Raw genomic sequence first — 19,371 nt, forward strand, 5'->3', positions numbered from 1 at the left:
CAAAGACATGGGACTGGAGACATGAACACTTACGTTGCCGAAAAATCCACGGTCGCGACCACGCTCGCGCTGTGTTTCGCGATCGCCCTCCTCGAAGGGCTCGACCTGCAGTCGGTCGGCGTCGCCGCGCCGCGGATGGCGCGCGAATTCGGGTTGACCGTGTCGCAGATGGGCATCGCGTTCAGCGCGGGCACCTTCGGGCTGCTGCCGGGCGCGATGCTCGGCGGGCGGCTCGCCGACCGGATCGGCCGCAAGCGCGTGCTGATCGCATCGGTCGTGCTGTTCGGGCTGCTGTCGATCGCGACCGCGCAGGTATCGACGTTCGCGATGCTCGTCGTCGTGCGCGTGCTGACCGGCATCGGCCTCGGCGGCGCGATGCCGAACCTGATCGCGCTGTCGTCCGAAGCGGTCGAGCCGCGCTCGCGCAGCAGCGCGGTCGCGACGATGTACTGCGGGATTCCGTTCGGCGGCGTGATCGCGTCGGTGATCGGCGTGCTGCTCGCGGGCGACACCGAATGGCGGCACATCTTCTACGTCGGCGGCGTGGGGCCGCTGCTGCTCGTGCCGCTGCTCGTGTGGTTCCTGCCGGAATCGCGCGCGTATCTCGACGTCGCCGGCACGCCGGCCGCACGCGCGAGCGTCGGCAAGACGCTGTTCGGCGACGGCCGCACGACGTCGACGGTCGCGCTGTGGGTCAGCTACTTCTGCACGCTGATCGTCCTCTACTTCCTGCTGAACTGGCTGCCGTCGCTGATGGCCTCGCGCGGGCTCGATCGCGCACACGTCGGCCTCGTGCAGATCGCGTTCAACGTCGGCGCGGGGCTCGGCGCGCTCGGCATCGGCGCGGCGCTCGACCGGATGCGCGCGTCGCGCGTGGTCGGCGGGATGTACGTCGGGATCGTGCTGTCGCTCGCCGCGCTCGCGGCCGCGCCGGGTTTCGGGTCGCTCGCGGCCGCCGCGTTCGCGGCGGGGATGTTCGTCGTCGGCGGGCAGTCGGTGCTGTATGCGCTCGCGGCGATCTACTACCCGACCGCGATGCGCGGCACCGGCGTCGGCGCGGCGGTGGCCGTCGGCCGGCTCGGCTCCGTCGTCGGGCCGCTCGCGGCCGCGACGCTGCTGGCCGCGGGCCGTAGCGCGCCGGTCGTGATCGGCGCGAGCATCCCGGTCACGCTCGTCGCGGCTTTCGCTGCGTTCGTGCTGATTCGCCGCCCGCAAGCCGGCGACTGAGGTTTCGGTTTTTTTCAATGCGCGCCGTCAGAGCGCGCTTACTCAAGGTCTGGAGACGCAACGATGAAGACGAAGACAAGGAACGGCCTGTTGGCCGCCGGCGCGTGCTGCGCGCTCGCGGCGCCCGGCGCGCATGCGCAGTCGAGCGTGACGCTGTACGGGATCATCGATACGGGCGTCGAATTCGTGTCGCATGCGAACGCGGCCGGCGATCACGTGGTGCGGATGCCGGGCGTGACGGGCGAGCTGCCGTCTCGCTGGGGGCTGCGCGGCACCGAGGATCTCGGCGGCGGCTATCAGGCGGTGTTTACGCTCGAAAGCGGCTTCAACGTGCGCGGCGGCGATCTCGGGCAGGGCGGCCGGCTGTTCGGGCGGCAGGCGTTCGTCGGGCTGAAGAGCGGCTTCGGCACGCTCGCGTTCGGCCGTCAGTACACGATGACCTATCTCGCGCTGCAGGGCGCGGACATCATCGGCCCCGACATCTACGGGCTCGGCTCGTTCGACGCGTACGTGCCGAACGGCCGCGCCGACAACGCCGTGACCTACCTCGGCACGTATCGCGGCGTGACGCTCGGCGCCGCCTATTCGTTCGGCCGCGACGGCGCGGGCACCGGCAACTCGCCGGGGCAGGGCACGTGCGCGGGGCAGGTGCCGGGCGACGCGGTGCAGTGCCGCAACTGGTCGGTGATGCTCAAGTACGACAGCGCGTACTTCGGTGCGGCGGCGTCGTACGAGGAACAGCGCGGCGGCACCGGCGCGGCCGCCAACTTCTTCGACGGCGTGGCGCCCGTTCCCTTCACGAGCAGCGGCGGCAAGGATGCGCGCACGCACGTCAGCGCGTATGCGCAGGCGGCCGGCGCGAAGATCGGCGCGGGCTGGATCGGGCGGCGCGTGTCGACCGGTTCGCCGGCCGCGGCGGGCGCGCATTCCGACCTGTTCTTCGTCGGCGCGTCGTATGCGGTGAAGCCCGATTTCATCGTCGACGGCGAAGGCTACCGGATCGTCAACAGCGCGCACGACACGCGCGCGACGATGGCCACGCTGCGCGCGACCTATCTGCTGACCAAGCGCACGGCCGTCTACGCGCAATCGTCGTATCTGTGGAACAGCGAGCATGCACGCTACTCGGTCAGTGGCGGCGGGCCCGGCACGACACCCGGCGCGGGGATGGGGCAGCTCGGCGCGATGGTCGGCATGCGGCACATGTTCTGATTCACCGGCGTGACGAACCCAACGGGAGTTATCTTGAACAGGAAATCTGCATTCCTCTGTATCGCGCCGTTGTCCGCCGCCGCCCTGCTCGCCGGTTGCGGCGGCGACGATTCGATCAGCGCCCCGCCCACGCACCTGAGCGCCGCGACGCCGGCCACGATGGCGCAGACCTGCGACGCGCTCGCCGCGAAGCTCGCGTATGCGAACACGTCGTTCACGTCGGTGACGACCGCCGCGGCCGGCACGCTGACGGTGGCCGGCAAGCCGGTCGCCGAGCACTGCGTGATCGCCGGCAAGATGAACCAGCGCGTGAGCGCGGTGGACGGCAACACCTATGCGATCGGCTTCGAGATGCGCTTGCCGAAAGCGTGGAACGGCCGCTTCTTCTACCAGGCCAACGGCGGGCTCGACGGCAACGTCGTGACCGCGACCGGCGAGATCGGCGGCGGCGGCCCGCTGACCAACGCGCTGAATCAGGGTTTCGCGGTGATCAGCTCGGATTCCGGGCACAGCGCCGCGCAGAATCCGCTGTTCGGTCTCGATCCGCAGGCGCGGATCGATTACGGCTACGGCGCCGTCGACGCGCTGACGCCGATGGCGAAGCAGGTGATCCGGCTCGCGTACGGCAAGGCGCCCGATCGCAGCTATTTCGGCGGCTGCTCGAACGGCGGCCGTCACGCGATGGTCACGGCGGTGCGCAACCCGGCCGACTACGACGGCATCATCGCGGGCGATCCGGGCTTCCATCTGCCGAAGGCGGCGATCGGCGAGATGTACGGCGCCCAGCAGTTCGCGAAGATCGCGTCGGCCACCGGAACGAACGGGTTGCCGGACATCCGCAGCGGTTTCAACGATGCGGAGCGCCAGTTCGTCGGCGCGAAGATTCTCGAGAAATGCGATGCGCTCGATGGCGCGGCCGACGGGATGGTGCAGGACGTCGCCGCGTGCCAGGCGCATTTCAGCGTCGACACTGACATCCCGACCTGCGCGAACGGCACGCGCACCGGGTCGTGCCTGACGCCTGCGCAGAAAACCGCGCTGGAGAACGTGTTCGCCGGTGCGCGCAACAGCGCGGGCACGGCGCTCTACGCGAGCTTTCCGTACGATCCGGGCATCTCGGGCCCTGGCTGGGCCGGGTGGAAGCAGTCGAATTCCGTCACGCTCGATCCGGCCGCGATGGCGTTCACGTTCATGACGCCGCCGAAAACCGCCGCGGCGCTCGCGAACCTGCCCGGTTTCGCGCTCGGTTTCGACATGGACAACGACGCGCCGGCGATCTTCGCGACGAACGGCACTTACACGCAATCGTCGTGGTCGTTCATGACGCCGCCCGACGAGACGAACCTCGCCGCGCTGAAGTCGCGCGGCGCGAAGCTGCTCGTCTATCACGGCACCGGCGACCCGGTGTTCTCGTTCAACGACACGCGCGACTGGTATGCGCAGGTCGCGCAGGCGAACGGCGGCGATGCGTCGAGCTTCGCACGCTTCTATCCGGTGCCGGGGATGAACCACTGCTCGGGCGGGCCGGCCGCCGACCAGTTCGACATGCTGACGCCGCTCGTCGCGTGGGTCGAACAGGGGCAGGCGCCCGCGGCGGTCGTGGCGACCGCGCGCGATACGACGAACGCGATGCCGAATGCGGACGTGCCGACGTCGTGGGGCGCGGGCCGTACGCGTCCGTTGTGCCCGTATCCGCAGGTCGCGCGCTACAACGGTTCGGGCGACCTGAACTCGGCGGCGAGCTTCAGCTGTCGTTGAGGTAACCGTCGATGGGAAACAGCCGGCGCACGTTGTCGCGCGCCGGCTGTTTCATCGCCGCATTCACTCGCCGGCATCGACCGGCACGTCGAGCCCGACCTTCACGCGGCTCATGCTCACCAGCGTCTTGAACCGCTTCACGTTGTTGTTCGCGAAGAACAGCTCGCGCGTGAGCGCGTTGTACTGATCCATGTTGCGCACCGCGAGGATCAGCACGAAATCCCATTCCCCCGTCACGTAGTAGCACTGCTGGATCTGCGGGCAGCGCTCGAACGCGCGCTTCATCGCGTCGAGCTGGTCGATCTGCTCGCTTTCGACCTCGACGTTCACGACGATCGTCAGCGGATGATCGACCTTGTCCGGCGCGACGACGGCCGTGTAGCGCTCGATCACGCCATCTTCCGCGAGGCGCCGCAGCCGCCGGTTCACCGCGGCGGTCGACAGGTTGACGCGCGCGCCGAGCTCGGCCTGCGGCGTCTGCGCGTCGCGCTGGAGTTCCATCAACAGCTTGCGATCGAACGCATCGAGAGGGGTCGTCATGATGGCGCGTGAAACCTCGAAAGAATGAGAAATTTTTGCGTCGGAGCGGTCGATTTGGCGATTTCATTCACCGGTATGCGCAATATTATTTTTCCAACCGACGGTGAGCGCAATACGCGCCTGCCTGCCCAGACCCATCTGTCTCACACGACCGCCCGCCTGCGCGGTCCCGCTCCGGAGCCTTTTCGCCATGCTGATCGCCAACCCGCGTGCGTCGCGCACCGCCTATCCGAACGCGCTGCGCCGCGTGATGAACATCGCGTCGGCCGACGAAAGCGGTGCGTGGCTCGCGCACTGGCCGCTCGTCGGCCACGCGCGCACGCCGCTGCGTGCGCTGCCCGATCTGGCCGCGCGGCTCGGTGTCGCGAGCGTCAGCGTGAAGGACGAGTCGTGCCGCTCGCCGCTCGGCAGCTTCAAGGCGCTCGGCGCGCCGATCGCGCTGGTGCGGCTCGTGAAGCGGCTGCGCCGCACGCAAGAACTCGATCCGCAAGGGCTCGTCACCGGCCGCTACGCGTCCGAGCTGGCCGACCTGACGGTGATCAGCGCGACCGACGGCAATCACGGCCGCGCGCTGGCCGCCGCCGCGCGCGCGATCGGCTGCGGCTGCGTGATCGTGCTGCACGCGAACGTCGACGCGGAGCGCGAACGCGCGATCTCGGCGTACGGCGCGCGGATCGTGCGCATCGCGGGGAACTACGACGAATCGGTCGTCTGCGCGGCGCAGCTCGCGCAGGCGAACGGCTGGTACGTCGTGTCGGATACGTCGTACGACGGCTACGAAGCGATTCCGCGCGACGTGATGCAGGGCTACGGCGTGATCGCCGCTGAAGCGGCCGCGCAGGCGGCGGAGGACGACGGCCGCCCGTTCACGCACGTGTTCCTGCAGGGCGGCGTGGGTGGCCTCGCCGCGGGCGTCGCGAGTTACCTGTGGGAACGCGACGGCGCGCGGCGGCCGCGCTTCGTCGTCGTCGAGCCGCGCCAGGCCGATTGCCTGTACCAGAGCGCGCTGGCCGGGCGCGCGACGAAGGCGAGCGGCAGCGTCGATTCGGTGATGGCCGGGCTCGCGTGCGGCGAGGCGTCGCCGCTCGCGTGGGATTTCCTCGAAATGTGCATCGACCATTTCATGCTGATCGACGACGAGGACGCGGTGCAGGCGATGCGCGGGCTCGCGGCCGGCAGCGAACGCGACGTGCCGCTCGTCGCCGGCGAATCGGGGGCGGCCGGCGTGGCGGGGCTCGACGTGCTGATGCGCGACCCGGCGCTTGCGCGGCAGGTCGGACTCGACGCGAATGCGCGCGTGCTGGCGATCAACACGGAAGGGGCGACCGCGCCGTCCGTATACCGGGATTGCGTGGGCGATTCGGCCGACGCGGTGCTGGCGCGCCAGCGCGACTGGCTGAGCCGCGCGGTGGTGGCGGCCTGAACGACGTGACGACCGACATGACGACCGACGAGGCAAACACGATGGACGCAATCGACGCAATCGAAGCAAGCACGCTGCAGGGGCAACTGAAGACCTGGCGCCGCCATCTGCACCAGTATCCGGAGACGGGTTTCGAAGAATTGAATACGTCGGACTACGTCGCGCGGATTCTCACGACGCTCGGGCTTGACGTGCATCGCGGTATCGGCGGCACGGGGCTCGTCGCGAACCTGACGGCGGGCACCGGCCAGCGCGCGATCGGCATTCGCGCGGACATGGACGCACTGAACATCGCCGAGCACGCGCCGGGCCGCGAACACGTGTCGCGCACGCCGGGCAAGATGCATGCGTGCGGGCACGACGGCCACATGTCGATGGTGCTCGGCGCCGCGCAATTGCTGGCCGAGCGCAAGGATTTCGACGGCACGGTGCGCTTCATTTTCCAGCCGGCGGAAGAGCACGGCCGCGGCGCGAAGGCGATGATGGCCGACGGGCTGTTCGAGCGCTTTCCGGTCGATGCGATCTTCGGCGCGCACAACATGCCGGGCATGCGCGCGGGCACGTTCGCGACGCGTGCGGGCGGCATCATGGCGAGCGAAGACAACTTCGTGATCCGGATCGACGGGCGCGGCACGCATGCTGCGCGTCCGCACATGGGCATCGATCCGATCGTGATCGGCGCGCAGATCGTGCTCGCGCTGCAGACGATCGTGTCGCGCAATCTCGACCCGGGCCTGCAGGCGGTGGTCTCGTGCACGGAATTCATCACCGACGGGCTGCGCAACGTGCTGCCGTCGACGGTGACGATCAAGGGCGACACGCGCAGCTATTCGCGCGACGTGCAGGCGCTGCTGGAGGCGCGGATGCGCGAGATCAGCGAAGGAATCTGCCGCACGCACGGTGCGACCTGCACGTTCGACTACACGCACGAGTTCGCGCCGACGGTGAATTCCCCGGAATGGGTCGACACGGCCGTGCAGGCCGCCGCACATATCGTGGGCGCCGACGCGGTGAACGCCGACGTGCAGCCGATGATGATCTCGGAGGATTTCGGCGCGTTCCTGCAGGCGGTGCCGGGCAATTTCGTGTTCATCGGCAACGGCGAAGCGGCCGGGCAAGGCGGTGTGCCGCTGCACAACGCGACGTACGATTTCAACGACGAGATTTTGCCGGTGGGCGCGCGGTATTTCGCGGAGGTGGCGCGGCGCGCGTTGAAGGCGGTGTAGCGGGGCGGGGGCGGGTCGCTGCGCTGCGCGCGCGGTGCGCCTTTGTCATCGACGACGCATCGATGCTCGACCGCACCGGGGTGCCGGCGCGTCGAGGATCATCCATCGTCGCATTCGATCAACCGGCCAGTTCACCGAGGCACGCATCGAATTGCGCGACGAGCCGATCGACATCGTCGGCCGTCGTTTGCGGGCACACGAGCATCATGTTGTGGAACGGCGTGATCAGCACGCCGCGGTTCAGTAAAAATTTTTGCGCATAAACATACGACAACTTATCTCTAAGCCCTCTTTTCCCGATGTGAGTGTGCGCACACATACAGGCCATATATTCAGTAAAAACAGGGTAAACGACAAATACATACCCTGCGCCAATCGCGTCTAGACTGCGCAATGTAGTACGACGACGTATAAATGGCGACCGCCCGCCCGGCGGCGCATCGATACTTCCACCCAGAAGGAGTACCCATGGCCGCCCATCGCCGCCGTCCGTCTTCGTCCGTCCGATCGCCCGCATCGAAACGGGTATCGCGCCGCGCCTTCATCGGCTGGACCGGCGCACTTGCCGGCGGCGCGATGCTCGGCGGACCGTTCGCGGCCACCCGCGCCCTGGCGGCAGGCGCGACGCCGAATGCGTCGGCGGTCGATCTCGTGTGGGGCGAGCACGGCGCGGCGGCGCGCATTGCCGCGTCGCTCGCGCACGTGTCGCGGCTCGCGCGGCGCGGACGCGACTTCGACGTGACGCACTACGGCGCGCGCCCCTGCGCGACGGTCGCGCAGACGTCGCCGTACCCGGTGGCGAAATCGCCCGTCAGCCCCGGCTCCGAACTGACGACCGCGCCCGGCGCCTTCGATTCGCGCCCGGCCTTTCTCGCGGCGATCGACGCATGCCGGCGCGAAGGCGGTGGCCGCGTCGTCGTGCCGCCCGGCAACTGGTATTGCGCGGGGCCGATCGTGCTGCAGAGCAACGTCACGTTCCACTTGAGCGCGAACTGCACGATCTACTTCAGCCCGAACCCGACCGACTACGCGAAGGACGGCCCGGTCGATTGCGGCGCGAACGGCCGGCTGTACTACAGCCGCTGGCAGGCGAACGATTGCCTGAACTACGGCGCGCCCGTCTATGCGCGCAACGCGACCAACATCGCGCTGACCGGCGAAGGCCCGACGTCGGTGCTCAACGGGCAGGCGATGACGCCGTTCTCGGGCAGCGGCGCGAACAGCGTCTGCTGGTGGACCTACAAGGGCTCGTCGGGCGCGTACGGCGCGAGCGCGACGGTGCCGGCGCAGAACTCGGCGAATCCGAACAACGTCGACCTGCGCATCGTCGCGCCCGCGATTCCCGACGCGCTCTACGCGCTGCTGACGTCGCCCGTCACGCCGTGGCAGCAGGACCAGAACTACCTGCCCGCGCTGTCCGAGGCCGGGGTGCCGGTCGAGCGGCGCATCTTCGGCCTCGGCCACTACCTGCGGCCGTGCATGGTCGAATTCATCGGCTGCACGAACGTGCTGATGGCGAACTACCAGACGCAGAACACGCCGTTCTGGCAGCACCATCCGACCGCCAGCCGCAACGTCGTGATCCGCGGCGTGACGACCAACAGCATCGGCCCGAACAACGACGGCTTCGATCCGGACGCGTGCACCGACGTGCTGTGCGAGGACTGCACGTTCAACACCGGCGACGACTGCATCGCGATCAAGTCGGGCAAGGACCGCGACACCGAATACGGCCCCGCGAAGCGGCACCTGATCCGCAACTGCACGATGAACAGCGGGCACGGCGGCATCACGCTCGGCAGCGAGATGGGCGGCGGCGTCGAGCAGATCTACGCGACGAACCTGTCGATGCTGAACGCGAACTGGCAGACCAATCCGCTGAACATCGCGATTCGCGTGAAGACCAACATGAACCGCGGCGGCTACGTGAAGGATTTCCACGTGAAGGGCGTCACGCTGCCGAACGGCGTGACGCTGAAGGGCGGCGGCTACGGCAGCGCGCTGCTCGCGGGCAGCCCGGTCAACGCGAGCGTGCCGCTCGGCGTCGTGACGCCGTCGGCCGGCAATCCGTCGGCCGCGCAGGGCGGCATCGTCACGTTCGACTGCGACTACCAGCCGGCGAACGATGCGGTGCGCACGCGCGCACCGGTCGTCCAGAACGTGACGATCGCCGACGTGAAGGCGAGCAACGTGACGCTGAACGGCGTGACCGCGTCGTGTTTCCAGGCGATCGTCGCGCAGGGGCCGGTCGCGTTCGACTACAACGGCACGCCGCCGACGCCGGTCGTGCAGCCGATTTCCGGCGTGACGATCAGCAATTGCGACTTCGGCACGCCGGTCGCGTCAGGCGCACCGACGGTCACGTCGCCGGGGCCGATCTATGCATTCAACGTGAGCGCGATGACGCTGACGAACGTGACGATCGCCGGGCAGGTCGTCAACACGACGATCAACGACAAGCGGTAGGGCGCGCTCATCCAGAGGCGTTCGCGTGCGGCCCGGCCGGTGCCCGCACGCGAGCGCGAATGCGCATGCGTTACGCCAGCGTCTTGATCATGTAGTGCTCGTCGTAGAAGCGGCCATCGACGAACAGGGAGCGCGGCTCCGTGCCGAACCGCACGAACCCCTGCGATGCATAGAGCCGCTCTGCGGTACGGTTGACGTCGTTCACGCACAGCATCAGTTGCTTGCATCCCCACGCGTTCGCCGCATGCCCGGTCGCGCTGTCGAGCAGCGCCTGCGCGATGCGTTGCCCGCGATACGCGGCATCGACGTACACGCCCCAGATCGTCGCCTTGTGTGCGATCTTCGTGCGCGCGTCGCGGCGCACGCCGGTGATGCCGACGAGCGTGTCGCCGTCGAACGCGCCGAACACGGCCTGTGCCTGCGTCGGCGTGAGGCGCTTCGCGAATTCGTCGACCGGCACCTGCGATTCCTCGTCGAGCGTCGGCAGGAAGGACGTGGGCGCGGTGTCGACCGCACGCAGGCGAACGGTCTGGAACTGCGCCGCATCGGCGGCGTCAAGCAGGCGGATCGTGATCTTTATCGTCATCGGCAGCATTCCGGTTGTGGGCCGTGCATGCCGGCGCGCCGCTGCTGCGGTCGCGGGATGCATCGTCGTTATCCTAATAGGAATCCGGATGCCGCGTGGCGATGGTCGGTGCGTCGCACGCGCTGCGCGCACGATCGTGAACGGAGAAGACAGGGATGGCGGCGCGTCGTGCCGCGATCAAGGAGGGCGGGCGTAAAGGGTATAAAGCGCATGCGCCGTCGGACCGCACCGGCCCCCCGACGTCAAATCGGCGACGTGCGCGCGATCAATTCACGCGCACGCCGGCGGAATCAATAGCGCGACAGCTGATTGCCGTTGATCTGCACGCGGTCGCCCGGACGCAGGTTGCCCGGCGACTGCACGTCGAACGAGCGCATCGAGCCGTCGCTCACCTGCACGTCGATCCGGTAGCTGCTCGGGCCTTGCGCCGCGCCCATCTGCTGGCCGATCTGGTTGCCCGCCACCGCCCCGCCGAGCGCGCCGATCACGGTCGCCGCATCGCGGCCGTGACCGCGGCCGAACTGGTTGCCCACCAGCCCGCCGACCAGCGCGCCGACGACGGTGCCGGCGATGCCTGACGGGGCGACCGAGCCATTGACCGGCTGGATGTTCGACACGGTGCCGTATTGCGCGCCGTACGGGGTCGCGTATTGCTGCTGCTGATTGCCGTACTGATCATACGGCTGCGAGCCGTATTGCGACGGGTTGCCGTATTGATCGTACGGTTGCGGCGCCTGGTTCGGATACGCCGGTTGCTGCTGCACGTAGCCCGGTTGCGAGTACGCGGGCTGCCCATAGCCGGGCGTCGCGTATTGCTGCTGTTGCGGATAGCCCGGCTGCGCGCCGTAGTAGCCCGGCGCGACGCAGGCGGTGAGCGGAAGCGCCGCCACGGCGACGAGCGAGGCGAACAGAACGGTCTTCGTGGAAGGCATGCGCATCATGATGATTCCTGCATCGGCAACGTGTCCGCCGATGGATTCCCGTGATGGGTGGCGAACTCGGCGTGAGTATAAGGAATGGCCGGATGCGCGTCCGGTGCGGCCGGGTAACAACGTGTAAAGTCTGTTGCCGCGTAAATCCCCGGTGGGGCGGGGCGTCGAAGCCGTGCGCGGCAAGGACGTGGCGCGGCTTCCCGGCGCACGCGTGCCGACGACGCGGCCCGTGCATTGCCGAAGACATTTCGGCCATTTCATCGACGATCGCGCCCCCCGTCGCGCCCGGCCCGGCAGGCCTTCGCGCCGCGCATCGCGAAATCGAATGCGCGGCATCGCGACATTTAATTGGCCTCGGGCGGCAGCGTTCGATATCGTGGCCGGATTCCCTGCCAACGGTCGCGCCGCGCCGGCCGCGGTCCTTCCTCGATCCGCGCCGGTGTCGCGCCGCGACCGCCCCACATTCGAAGCCATGACCGAACGACTCTTCATCAACGCCCGCGACGCCGGCGGCCGGCCCGTCAATCTCGTCGTCCGCGACGGCCGCTTCGCCGCGATCGGCGCCGATTGCACAGCCGCGCCCGGCGCGCAGACGATCGACCTCGACGGTCGCGTCGTGCTGCCCGGTTTCGTCGACGGCCACATCCATCTCGACAAGAGCTTCGTCGGCGATCGCTGGGTGCCGCACGAACCGGTCGGCTCGCTGCGCGAGCGGCTCGCGGTCGAGAAGCGCCAACTCGCGGCCGCACCGCCGATCGTCGAGCGGGCGAATGCGCTGATCGCGCAGGCCGCCGCGTTCGGCACGATCGCGATGCGCAGCCACGTCGACGTCGATGCGACGACGGGCCTGTCGAACCTGCATGCCGTGATGGCCGCGCGCGAACAATGGCGCGGCATCGTCGACATCGAACTGGTCGCGTTTCCGCAGGCCGGCGTGATCACCTGCCCGGGCACCGCCGAGATTCTCGACGCAGCCGTGCGCGAAGGCGCGGACGTGGTCGGCGGGATCGACCCGACGACGCTCGACGGAGACGCGGACGGCCAGCTCGACATCGTGTTCGGCATCGCCGAGAAGCGCGGCGCGAAAATCGACATTCACCTGCACGAACCGGGCGACACGGGCATCGCGCAACTGCTGCGGATCGCGGCGCGTACGCGCGCGGCCGGGCTCGGCGGCCGCGTGAACGTAAGCCATGCGTATGCGCTCGGTCAGGTGAGCGACGACGACGTGCAGCGCACCGCCGTGGCACTGGCCGAAGCCGGCGTGTCGATCCTGACGAATGCACCGGGCGACTGCGCGTTTCCGCCGGTGCAACGGCTGCGCGACGCGGGCGTGCATGTGTTCGCGGGCAACGACAACATTCGCGACGCGTGGTGGCCGTACGGCAACGGCGACATGCTGCAGCGTGCGATGATGGTCGGCTACCGGTCGGGCTTCTACACCGACGAAGCGCTCGGCATCGCACTCGACATGGCGACGCACGCCGGCGCACGCGCGATCGGCAAGGAGAACTATGGAATCGCGGTCGGCTGCGACGCGAGCTTCGTCGCGGTGCGTGCGCCGAACGCGGCGGCGGCCGTCGCGGGTGTGCCGGCCGAACGCTGGGTATTCCGCCGCGGCGAAAGCGATACGGGCGCACCATTCGCGCCGTCGCTGCGCTTCACGCGCTGACCCACCCACCCGATCGGCGGCACGGCCCGCGCCGTGCCTGCGTTGCACTGACCGACCTGACCGGAACCGACATGACGAACCTGCTGATCCGCAATGTCCGCACGAGCGCTGACGCGGCACTCGATATCCTGATCGAAGGCGATCGCATCGCCCGTGTCGGCCCGGCGCTCGACGCGCCCGTCGGCTGCGCGATCGAGGACGGCGCGCTCGCGTTGGCGTTGCCCGGCCTCGTCGAGGGCCACACTCACCTCGACAAGACCCACTGGGGGATGCCGTGGTATCGCAACGCGGTCGGGCCGCGCCTCGTCGACCGCATCGAGAACGAACGCCACTATCGCGCGACGAGCGGCCATGACGCGGGTGCCGCATCGCTCGGGCTGGCGCGCGCGTTCCTCGCGGCCGGCACGACGCGCATCCGTACGCACGTCGACGTCGATACCGAAGCCGGGCTGCGCCATTTGCACGGCGTGCTCGCGACGCGCGAGACGCTGCGCGGGCAGGTCGAGATCCAGATCGTCGCGTTTCCGCAATCGGGCGTGCTCAAGCGGCCGGGCACCGATGCGCTGCTGTCCGACGCGCTCCGCGCCGGCGCCGACCTGCTCGGCGGACTCGATCCGTGCGCGATCGAGGGCGATCCGGTCGAGGCGGTGGACGTGCTGTTCGCGATCGCCGAGCGTCACGGCCGCGGGCTCGACATCCATCTGCACGAGCGCGGATCGATGGGCGCGTACTCGCTCGACCTGATCCTGCAGCGCACCGCCGCGCACGGGATGCACGGCAAGGTCACGATCAGCCATGGTTTCTGTCTTGGCGACATCGCCGAACGCGAGCGCGATGCGCTGCTCGCGCGGATGGCCGAGCTCGGCGTCGCGATCGTGACGACCGCGCCGGCCGCGGTGCCGGTGCCGCCGGTGGCCGCATGCCGTGCGGCGGGCGTGACCGTGATCGGCGGCAACGACGGCGTGCGCGACACGTGGACGCCGTATGGCTCGCCGGACATGCTCGAACGCGCGATGCTGATCGGCATGCGCAATGATTTCCGCCGCGACGATGCGCTCGAAGTTGCGCTCGACTGCGTGACGCACGGCGCGGCGCGCGGCTGTGGTTTCGCGGATTACGGGCTGCAGCCGGGTAGCCGCGCGGACGTCGTGCTCGTCGATGCGCTGACGTTCGCCGAGGCTGTCGTCGCCCGGCCGGTGCGGCGGCTCGTCGTGTCGTCCGGAAAGATCGTCGCGCGCAACGGCGCGCTGGTCTGAGCGCCGCGTCGCCCCGGTATGATCCGGTTTTCAGCCGGATTTCAGGGGAGACGACGATGCGACGCACGACCGCGGCACGAGCCGCACGATGGATGGCGGCGGCCCTGTTCGCCGTGACCGCCGCGCATGCGGTGGCGGCCGGTCCGGCCGACGCGCAGCAGGAAGCCAACCGGCGCACGGTACTCGCGTTCTACGAGAAAGGGCTGAACGAGAAGGATGCGGACGCCGCGCTCGCGTATGTCGGCGATTGCTACGTGCAGCACAACCCGAACGCGGCCGACGGGCGCGACGGCTTCCGCAAGTTCGTCGCGTTCCTGCGCGACAAATATCCGCAGTCGCACAGCGAGATCAAGCGCTCGTTCGTCGATGGCGACTACGTGATCCTGCACGTGCACGCGGTGCGCGAACCGGGCACGCGCGGCAGCGCGATCATGGACATCTTCCGGCTCGAACACGGCAAGATCGTCGAACACTGGGACGTCAACCAGCCGGTGCCCGAGCAGGCGGCGAACGGCAACACGATGTTCTGATTGTTCTGACGCGTGTAGTGCGCGGCGCCCCTGTGCGCCGCTTCCGTTTGCAATCCGCTTCGCCTACCGCTCTTCGAGTTCGAGCATCGCCGCGAGCGCTTTCGTCAACGCGCTGACCATCGGGTCGGCCGTCGGCCGGTGCAGGATCGCGATGTCCATGTGCTCGATCGGCGCGAAGCCCTGCTTCGCGGTCAGCACGACATGCTCGTCCGTCACCACGCGCGCGGGCAGCACGCTGATGCCGAGCCCATCCGCGACGGCCGCCTGGATGCCGCTCAGGCTCGACGTCGTGAAGCTGATCCGCCAGCGGCGGCCGCGCTCCTCGATCGCCTTGATCATGTCGTCGCGATAGAGCCCGCGCGGCGGGAACACGACGATCGGCACCGGGTCGAGATCGATCGACGGATGCTTCGCACTGTCGATCCAGCGCAGCTTCTCCGGCCAGCGCACGACCGCCTCGCGGCTGTCGCGCCGCTGCTTGATCAGCACGAGGTCGAGTTCGCCGCGATCGTACGCGGCGCTGATGTCGCGGCTCAGCCCGCACGTCACTTCGAGCTTCACCTGCGGATGCTCGCGCTTGAACGCCGCGAGCGCGTGCGTCGTGCGGCCCGCCGCGAAATCGTCGGGTACGCCGAGCCGGATCGTCAGCGCGACCGTCGCGCCCGACAGCGCCTCCAGCATCTCGTCGTTCAGCGCGAGCATGCGCCGCGCATAGCTGAGCACCGTCACGCCCGCGTCGGTCGGCCGCACGTCGCGCGCGCCGCGATCGAGCAGGCGGTGGCCGGCGATTTCCTCGAGCCGGCGTACCTTCTGGCTGACCGTCGACTGTGTCGAATGCAGGCGCGCGGAAGCGGTCGTGAAACTGCCGCAATCGGCGACCATCACGAGCGCGCGCAGCAGGTCGATGTCGAACAGGGGTCTATTCATTTCTGCACTTCTGTGGATTCGGGCATTTCATTTTCAAATGCGTGCGACGACTTTTAACATGGCCGGACATCGCGGGCAATCGCGGTTTCGCCGGACTTGGGAGTGGTGTTTGGCGGGGTTTGAAGGCGCCTGGCGCATATTCAACGAGCGGTATAGGGTGCGTTGCAAGAACGGCGGGAACCGCATTCGGAAAGCGCTACGCCGATTGCCTGTATAGACATCGCCGTTCGGCGAATATCCGAGGAAACACGCTCCGTGGCGAATGCGCGTCGCGTAGGGTAAACGCTCGAAATTCCCGGATGGATGGCGGTAAATCAAGCACTGTGCCGGCCTTCGGGTTCGCGGCCGTCTTTGCCCCTTTCTATTCTTGATTCCCCCGCTTGCGCTCAAAAATCAAGCAGTCTAGACTGCATCGCAGTTTCACCGAAGTCCGTCGTCTTTCACGCCCCGCGCCGGCCTCCCGTCGCGACGCCCCACCGGACGCCGGCATCGCCCGCCGCGTCGAGACTCACAAGGACCCCCCATGAACCGCACCGCAAAGCTCCTCGTCACCGCGCTGGCGTTCGCGCCGCTCGTGTCGTTCGCGCAGGATACGGCGACGATCCGCTGGGGTATCGACCCCACGTATCCGCCGTTCGAGGCGAAGCAGCCCGACGGCTCGCTCGCCGGCTTCGACATCGACCTGCGCAATGCGATCTGCGAGCAGCTGCATGCGAAGTGCGTGTGGGTCGAGCAGGGCTTCGACGGGATGATCCCGGCGCTGCGCGCGCGCAAGTTCGACGTGATCATGTCCGCGATGACGGCCACCGACGAACGGCTCAAGCAGATCGACTTCTCGAACAAGCTGTATGCGTCGCCGGGGGCGCTCGTCGCGCCGGTCGGCTCGAAGCTGCTGCCGAGCGCCGCGTCGCTCGCCGGCAAGCGCATCGGGATCGACCAGGGCACGACGCAGGAGGCGTACGCGAAGGCCGAATGGGCGACCAAGGGCGTGACGATCGTCTCGTACCAGAATCAGGACCAGGTGTACCAGGATCTCGTCAACGGCCGCCTCGACGCGACCTTCCAGGACAAGACGCAGGCCGGCTACTCGTTCCTGAAGACGCCACGCGGCAAGGGCTACGCGTTCGCGGGCCCGGACGTGACCGACGCGCGGATCACCGGCTACGGCGTTGCGATGGGCATACGCAAGGGCGACGCCGACATGAAGAAGCGGCTGAACGACGCGATCGTCGCGATTCGTGCGAACGGCACGTACCAGAAGATTGCCGCGAAATACTTCGACTTCGACATCTACGGCGCGAAGCAGCAACTGACTTCGGCGCCGTGACCCCGTGACTCATTCGATCGACAGGCACACCATGACGAGTATCCAGGAGCGCGTCGCGCAAGCCGTGACGCCCGAACTGATCGCCGCGTTCCGCGAGGAAGGCGCGGTCTGCATCAAGGGCATTTTTTCGCCCGACGAAGTGGCCGCGCTGCGGGCCGGCATCGACGCGAATCTCGCGCAGCCGAGCGAGCGCGCGAAAGTCGCGAGCCGGCCCGACGATCCGGGCTGGTTCTTCGAGGATTTCTGCAACTGGCAGCACAACGACGCGTATCGCGATTTCATCGTGCGCTCGCCGGCGCCGTCGGTCGCCGCCGCGCTGATGGGCACCGACCACGTGCGGCTGCATCACGACCACCTGCTCGTGAAGGAGCCCGGCACGCGGCAGCGCACGCCGTGGCACCAGGATCAGCCGTACTACGACATCGAAGGCGACGACAACGTCAGCATGTGGATTCCGGTCGATCCGGTGCCGCTCGAATCGACGCTGGAATTCGTCGCGGGTTCGCATCGCGGGCCATGGCTGATGCCGCGCACGTTCATGGACAAGGAGGCGAAGTGGTTCCCCGAAGGCAGCCTCGCCGACTTGCCCGACATCGAAGCCGACCGTGCGGCCTTCCCGATTCGCCGCTGGGCGCTCGAACCCGGCGACATGGTGTGCTTCCGGATGCTGACGCTGCATGCGTCGGGCGGCACGCAGAACCGCCGGCGCGCGTTCTCGATCCGCTTCGTCGGCGACGATATCCGTCACGCGCCGCGCCGCTGGAAGACGTCGCCCGATTTCCCCGGGCTCGCGCAGCAACTGCCGGACGGCGCGCCGCTCGATCATCCGCTGTTTCCGGTGGTGTGGTCGCGGGATGCGGGGCAGGTCGGCGCGATCTGAGCAGCGCAGGTAACGAACGCGGCGGCCGTTTCATGACGAAACGGCCGCCGTGCGTTGAGGGGCTTGCGACGAACGATCAGGTCGGGTGACGCCCCGCGCCGGGCTTGAAGCGCGAACCGAGCCGGTAGCGGTTGCCCGGATGCAGGAAGTGCACGAACGTGACGGGCAGCCCGTCCGTCCACGTGCGGCGCGTGAGCGTCAGGCACGGCTCGTCGGCGCGCATGTCGAGCAGCCGCGCCTGCTCGCTGGTGGGCAGCGACGCGTCGACGACGTGCTCGATTTCAAGTTCGTAGTGCGACACGTTGTTGTACAGGTATTCGGACGGCGGCTCGGTCTGGAAATCCTGGTCGATGAAGCCGGGCGCGGCGGCCGGGTTCACGTAGCGATCCTCGAGCTGGATCGGACGGCCGTTTTCCTCGTGCACGCACACCACGTGAAAGACCGGCGTGTTGACCGGCAGGCCGAACGCGGCCGCGACGTCGAACGACGCGGGTTCGCTCGACTGGCTGAGCACGCGGCAGCGATATTCGTGCCCGCGCGCGCGGATTTCGTCGCGGATGTGCGCGATCATCAGCAGGTTCGACTGCGGCTTCACCTCGGCGACGAAGGTGCCGACGCCTGCGATGCGCTTGAGCACGCCTTCCTCGGTCAGCTCGCGCAGCGCGCGGTTGACCGTCATGCGTGCGACGCCGAACTGCGCGGCGAGATCGAGCTCGGACGGAATGCGGTCGCCGGGGCGCCAGTCGCCGGACTCGACGTTCTGGCGGACGAGCGTCTTGATCTGCTGGAACGGTGCGGTGGCCTTGGTGACCATCGGAAGATCCTTGCGCGAAAAAGTGACGAGAAGTGACGAGGCTAGTCGTCGTGGCTGACGATGACCAGGATCTCCGCCTGCGCGGTGCCGAGGCTGCGCGTGCGGTGCGGGATCAGTGCGTTGAAATAGACTGAATCACCGGCCTTGAGTTGCACCGTCTCGTTCGGAAATTCGATTTCGATGCGTCCCTTGTGCACGAACAGGAATTCCTCGCCTTCGTGCTCGCGGAACGTCGACGCGACGAATTCGTGCGGCGGATGCACGACGAACGGCAGCATCTTCTTCGGCGCGACGCCCGCTGCGATGCTTTCGAAGCGATGCGCATGGCTGTCGGCCGCCGCCCCCATTGCCGTGCGCTCGCCGGCGCGCGTGACCGTGATCAGTTCGCGGTTGCGGCTTTCCGAGAACAGTTGCTCGACGTCGACGTTCAGCGCCTTCGACAGCTTCAGCGCGACCGCGATCGACGGCACGCTCAGGCCGCGCTCGACCTTCGACAGGTAGCTCTTGGTGAGGCCTGTCTCGTCGGCCAGCACGTCGAGCGTCCAGCCCTTCTGTTTTCTGAGCAGCTTCAGGCGAATCGTCATGGGGCGCCAGG

General features: G+C 68.2%; 17 protein-coding genes. 11 read left to right on the forward strand and 6 right to left on the reverse strand.

All coding sequences use genetic code 11. The features are described 5' to 3' along the window. Positions 1-21: 21 nt before the first annotated feature. The 3 genes from mhpT (at position 22) to BLS50_RS25445 (ending at position 4,197) form a co-directional block, all read left to right on the forward strand. Positions 22-1,227 (forward strand): 3-(3-hydroxy-phenyl)propionate transporter MhpT, encoded by a 1,206-nt coding sequence (gene mhpT, locus BLS50_RS25435; protein WP_027814404.1) that lies wholly within the window; start codon positions 22-24, stop codon positions 1,225-1,227. Between the two features lie 63 nt (positions 1,228-1,290). Next, on the forward strand, positions 1,291-2,439 hold the full coding sequence (locus BLS50_RS25440) for a porin (protein WP_011548809.1): 1,149 nt from the start codon (positions 1,291-1,293) through the stop codon (positions 2,437-2,439). Between the two features lie 33 nt (positions 2,440-2,472). Beyond that, the gene (locus tag BLS50_RS25445; RefSeq protein ID WP_074804990.1) at positions 2,473-4,197 is read left to right on the forward strand and encodes a tannase/feruloyl esterase family alpha/beta hydrolase; all 1,725 of its coding nucleotides are present in this window, start codon (positions 2,473-2,475) and stop codon (positions 4,195-4,197) included. 63 nt (positions 4,198-4,260) lie between these two features. On the opposite strand, the gene BLS50_RS25450 is transcribed toward BLS50_RS25445, so the two are convergent. Next, positions 4,261-4,737 carry an Lrp/AsnC family transcriptional regulator gene (locus BLS50_RS25450; protein WP_074804993.1) on the reverse strand — a complete coding sequence of 159 codons (477 nt, stop codon included), beginning with the start codon at positions 4,735-4,737 and terminating at the stop codon, positions 4,261-4,263. Between the two features lie 190 nt (positions 4,738-4,927). Between BLS50_RS25450 and BLS50_RS25455 the strand changes: the two genes are divergently transcribed. From BLS50_RS25455 to BLS50_RS25470, 3 genes are all read left to right on the forward strand, one after another. Beyond that, positions 4,928-6,160, forward strand: coding sequence for a diaminopropionate ammonia-lyase (locus BLS50_RS25455; protein ID WP_074804996.1), 1,233 nt, complete (start codon positions 4,928-4,930; stop codon positions 6,158-6,160). Positions 6,161-6,201: 41 nt separating this feature from the next. Then, on the forward strand, positions 6,202-7,386 hold the full coding sequence (locus BLS50_RS25460; RefSeq protein WP_074806707.1) for a M20 aminoacylase family protein: 1,185 nt from the start codon (positions 6,202-6,204) through the stop codon (positions 7,384-7,386). Between the two features lie 468 nt (positions 7,387-7,854). Continuing rightward, positions 7,855-9,852, forward strand: a complete 1,998-nt coding sequence (locus tag BLS50_RS25470) for a glycoside hydrolase family 28 protein (RefSeq protein ID WP_074805003.1) — start codon at positions 7,855-7,857, stop codon at positions 9,850-9,852. Between the two features lie 70 nt (positions 9,853-9,922). Here the strand turns inward: BLS50_RS25470 and BLS50_RS25475 are convergent, their stop codons facing one another. Together BLS50_RS25475 and BLS50_RS25480 are read right to left on the reverse strand one after the other, a co-directional pair. Then, complete coding sequence (locus BLS50_RS25475) at positions 9,923-10,447, reverse strand: GNAT family N-acetyltransferase (protein ID WP_074805006.1); 525 nt, start codon at positions 10,445-10,447, stop codon at positions 9,923-9,925. Between the two features lie 281 nt (positions 10,448-10,728). Further along, entirely contained in the window at positions 10,729-11,379 is a 651-nt protein-coding gene (locus BLS50_RS25480) for an outer membrane lipoprotein (RefSeq protein ID WP_074805007.1), read from the reverse strand. 463 nt (positions 11,380-11,842) lie between these two features. On the opposite strand from BLS50_RS25480, the gene BLS50_RS25485 reads away from it, so the two are divergent. The 3 genes from BLS50_RS25485 (at position 11,843) to BLS50_RS25495 (ending at position 14,828) form a co-directional block, all read left to right on the forward strand. After that, on the forward strand, positions 11,843-13,042 hold the full coding sequence (locus BLS50_RS25485; RefSeq protein ID WP_074805009.1) for an amidohydrolase family protein: 1,200 nt from the start codon (positions 11,843-11,845) through the stop codon (positions 13,040-13,042). A 71-nt stretch (positions 13,043-13,113) separates the two neighbouring features. Next, on the forward strand, positions 13,114-14,298 hold the full coding sequence (locus BLS50_RS25490) for an amidohydrolase family protein (protein ID WP_074805012.1): 1,185 nt from the start codon (positions 13,114-13,116) through the stop codon (positions 14,296-14,298). A 56-nt stretch (positions 14,299-14,354) separates the two neighbouring features. Further along, complete coding sequence (locus tag BLS50_RS25495; RefSeq protein WP_074805014.1) at positions 14,355-14,828, forward strand: nuclear transport factor 2 family protein; 474 nt, start codon at positions 14,355-14,357, stop codon at positions 14,826-14,828. A 63-nt stretch (positions 14,829-14,891) separates the two neighbouring features. On the opposite strand, the gene BLS50_RS25500 is transcribed toward BLS50_RS25495, so the two are convergent. After that, positions 14,892-15,755 (reverse strand): LysR family transcriptional regulator, encoded by an 864-nt coding sequence (locus BLS50_RS25500; protein ID WP_027810656.1) that lies wholly within the window; start codon positions 15,753-15,755, stop codon positions 14,892-14,894. Positions 15,756-16,278: 523 nt separating this feature from the next. Here BLS50_RS25500 and BLS50_RS25505 point away from each other — a divergent pair. Then, positions 16,279-17,082: an ABC transporter substrate-binding protein gene (locus BLS50_RS25505; RefSeq protein WP_027806569.1), complete on the forward strand. Its 804-nt coding sequence runs from the start codon at positions 16,279-16,281 to the stop codon at positions 17,080-17,082. A 31-nt stretch (positions 17,083-17,113) separates the two neighbouring features. Further along, entirely contained in the window at positions 17,114-17,962 is an 849-nt protein-coding gene (locus BLS50_RS25510; protein ID WP_027810654.1) for a phytanoyl-CoA dioxygenase family protein, read from the forward strand. A gap of 76 nt (positions 17,963-18,038) precedes the next feature. Here the strand turns inward: BLS50_RS25510 and hutC are convergent, their stop codons facing one another. Both hutC and BLS50_RS25520 read right to left on the reverse strand, forming a co-directional pair. After that, positions 18,039-18,776 (reverse strand): histidine utilization repressor, encoded by a 738-nt coding sequence (hutC, locus tag BLS50_RS25515; RefSeq protein WP_027806567.1) that lies wholly within the window; start codon positions 18,774-18,776, stop codon positions 18,039-18,041. Positions 18,777-18,817: 41 nt separating this feature from the next. Then, a complete protein-coding gene (locus BLS50_RS25520) occupies positions 18,818-19,360 on the reverse strand; it encodes a helix-turn-helix domain-containing protein (protein ID WP_011548824.1) in 543 nt (180 codons plus the stop codon). Positions 19,361-19,371: the final 11 nt, after the last annotated feature.

The organism is Burkholderia orbicola (assembly GCF_900100915.1).
GTDB classification, from domain to species: Bacteria; Pseudomonadota; Gammaproteobacteria; order Burkholderiales; family Burkholderiaceae; genus Burkholderia; species Burkholderia orbicola.

What these genes read in the sequence shown, in the direction of transcription:
- BLS50_RS25480 (WP_074805007.1), bottom strand. Translation starts at nt 11,379, where the DNA reads ATGATGCGCATGCCTTCCACGAAGACCGTTCTGTTCGCCTCGCTCGTC.
- BLS50_RS25500 (WP_027810656.1), bottom strand. Translation starts at nt 15,755, where the DNA reads ATGAATAGACCCCTGTTCGACATCGACCTGCTGCGCGCGCTCGTGATG.
- BLS50_RS25510 (WP_027810654.1), top strand. Translation starts at nt 17,114, where the DNA reads ATGACGAGTATCCAGGAGCGCGTCGCGCAAGCCGTGACGCCCGAACTG.
- hutC (WP_027806567.1), bottom strand. Translation starts at nt 18,776, where the DNA reads ATGGTCACCAAGGCCACCGCACCGTTCCAGCAGATCAAGACGCTCGTC.
- BLS50_RS25470 (WP_074805003.1), top strand. Translation starts at nt 7,855, where the DNA reads ATGGCCGCCCATCGCCGCCGTCCGTCTTCGTCCGTCCGATCGCCCGCA.
- BLS50_RS25485 (WP_074805009.1), top strand. Translation starts at nt 11,843, where the DNA reads ATGACCGAACGACTCTTCATCAACGCCCGCGACGCCGGCGGCCGGCCC.
- BLS50_RS25490 (WP_074805012.1), top strand. Translation starts at nt 13,114, where the DNA reads ATGACGAACCTGCTGATCCGCAATGTCCGCACGAGCGCTGACGCGGCA.
- BLS50_RS25475 (WP_074805006.1), bottom strand. Translation starts at nt 10,447, where the DNA reads ATGCTGCCGATGACGATAAAGATCACGATCCGCCTGCTTGACGCCGCC.
- BLS50_RS25455 (WP_074804996.1), top strand. Translation starts at nt 4,928, where the DNA reads ATGCTGATCGCCAACCCGCGTGCGTCGCGCACCGCCTATCCGAACGCG.
- BLS50_RS25520 (WP_011548824.1), bottom strand. Translation starts at nt 19,360, where the DNA reads ATGACGATTCGCCTGAAGCTGCTCAGAAAACAGAAGGGCTGGACGCTC.
- BLS50_RS25450 (WP_074804993.1), bottom strand. Translation starts at nt 4,737, where the DNA reads ATGACGACCCCTCTCGATGCGTTCGATCGCAAGCTGTTGATGGAACTC.
- mhpT (WP_027814404.1), top strand. Translation starts at nt 22, where the DNA reads ATGAACACTTACGTTGCCGAAAAATCCACGGTCGCGACCACGCTCGCG.
- BLS50_RS25505 (WP_027806569.1), top strand. Translation starts at nt 16,279, where the DNA reads ATGAACCGCACCGCAAAGCTCCTCGTCACCGCGCTGGCGTTCGCGCCG.
- BLS50_RS25495 (WP_074805014.1), top strand. Translation starts at nt 14,355, where the DNA reads ATGCGACGCACGACCGCGGCACGAGCCGCACGATGGATGGCGGCGGCC.
- BLS50_RS25460 (WP_074806707.1), top strand. Translation starts at nt 6,202, where the DNA reads ATGGACGCAATCGACGCAATCGAAGCAAGCACGCTGCAGGGGCAACTG.
- BLS50_RS25440 (WP_011548809.1), top strand. Translation starts at nt 1,291, where the DNA reads ATGAAGACGAAGACAAGGAACGGCCTGTTGGCCGCCGGCGCGTGCTGC.